Below are 1440 nucleotides of genomic sequence, written 5' to 3' on the forward strand. Positions count from 1 at the left end.
GGTAAGCATGGGTGATGCTCTCAATATCGGTGTAGGCAGTCATAAAAATGATCGGTTTTTCAGGGTCGTTGCGTACTATCCAATCGGTGACTTCAAATCCGTTAGCTCCGGGAACATTTATATCCAAAATATAGATATCTGAGTTAAAACGACACGTATTGAGCATATCGTTCCCCTCGCCAAACGGCTCAACTTCATAGGCGTGGAAGGTAAAAAAATCGGTTAGATTCTTCCTCAACGCGTATTCGTCTTCAAGCAAGGTTATTTTCATCGTTAATTACCGCTTTTGAACGTATAGGTAAAGGTTGTTACTCCATTTGCGGATTCAACAACGGCATGAATGTTAAGTCGTTGACATATAGAGGCAACAATCTCCAATCCGATTCCCATACCAATGGTATCGAATGCTTCTCGGTATCCGTCGGTGAAGATGTAGTGCGGATTAATAATCGTACTGCCGTGATTCGTAATTTTTAGGATAATGTTCATCTTTTTGATGAGGGAAATATGTATGGTTGTATTTTCAAAAGAGTATTTGATCGCATTGGAGATCGTATTATCAATAATACGTTGTAAATCACTAGAGGGTATCTCTACTAAACACTCATCTTGAGTGTCGAGTTCTATTCGTATTTTTTTTACTTCTGCGAGAAGGGTGAAATATTCGACACGCTTTCGCAAGAATTTTGCTAAATTTTCCACTTTTCTTTCAGGAATCTCTTTTTTTGCTCCAAGTGCGTAGTAGAGATCTTCATAAATGAGATGAAGCGACTTGGCAGCGGCATGCATCGTATCGACGTAACTGTTTTTAGGATGACGGTAACCGAACATTTCAGCCGAAGTTTTAATAATACTAAGGGGGTTATAGAGTTCGTGATAGGAGCGTTTTAACAGTGCGGTAAGGTGTTTAACGAGGGAACGTTTTTTTAGATGAAGTTTCACTCTGGCCAGAACCTCTTTTTCATAAAGCGGTTTTACGAGATAATCATCCGCGCCGCTTTCAAATCCTTTGGTCTTGTCTTCGTGAGTTCGCAATGCACTCATAAAAAGAATAGAGAGGTCTCGTTCGCGTGAAATACTTTTGATGCGGCGGCATACTTCATAACCATCGATATCAGGCATCACTATATCCAGAAGAACCATATCAAAAGTAGTCTGCGTTACCCGTTTAATCGCCTCTTCTCCATTTTGTGCAATGTAAAAATCGAGGTTGAGGGGGGATAAAATATTTTTAATTAAAATGAGATTACGGACTTTGTCATCAACCAGTAACACTTTGGGTCTATCAGGTTTGTAGGTAAACATGCGTCCTCTTTAGTTTAATTCAATTTCGTATGCAGAAACAATACTGCTACGAATAGCTTCAAAGTCCAGCTCCGCCAATCGTTCGTTAAGCCATTGTTCGGCTGATCCTTTGTCGAGGGTATTGATAAGAAATTC

Annotated in this window: 2 protein-coding genes; both read right to left on the reverse strand. The window is 39.9% G+C overall.

The features are described from left to right. Nucleotides 1–271, reverse strand: a 271-nt coding sequence (locus A2517_RS06215) for a response regulator (protein WP_294895190.1), incomplete at its 3' end; no start/stop codon positions are given. 2 nt (nucleotides 272–273) lie between these two features. Next, nucleotides 274–1305 carry a hybrid sensor histidine kinase/response regulator gene (locus A2517_RS06220; protein ID WP_294895192.1) on the reverse strand — a complete coding sequence of 344 codons (1032 nt, stop codon included), beginning with the start codon at nucleotides 1303–1305 and terminating at the stop codon, nucleotides 274–276. Nucleotides 1306–1440 lie beyond the last annotated feature (135 nt).

This window comes from Sulfuricurvum sp. RIFOXYD12_FULL_44_77, assembly GCF_001830725.1.
In the GTDB taxonomy this organism is placed as follows: Bacteria; Campylobacterota; Campylobacteria; order Campylobacterales; family Sulfurimonadaceae; genus Sulfuricurvum; species Sulfuricurvum kujiense_A.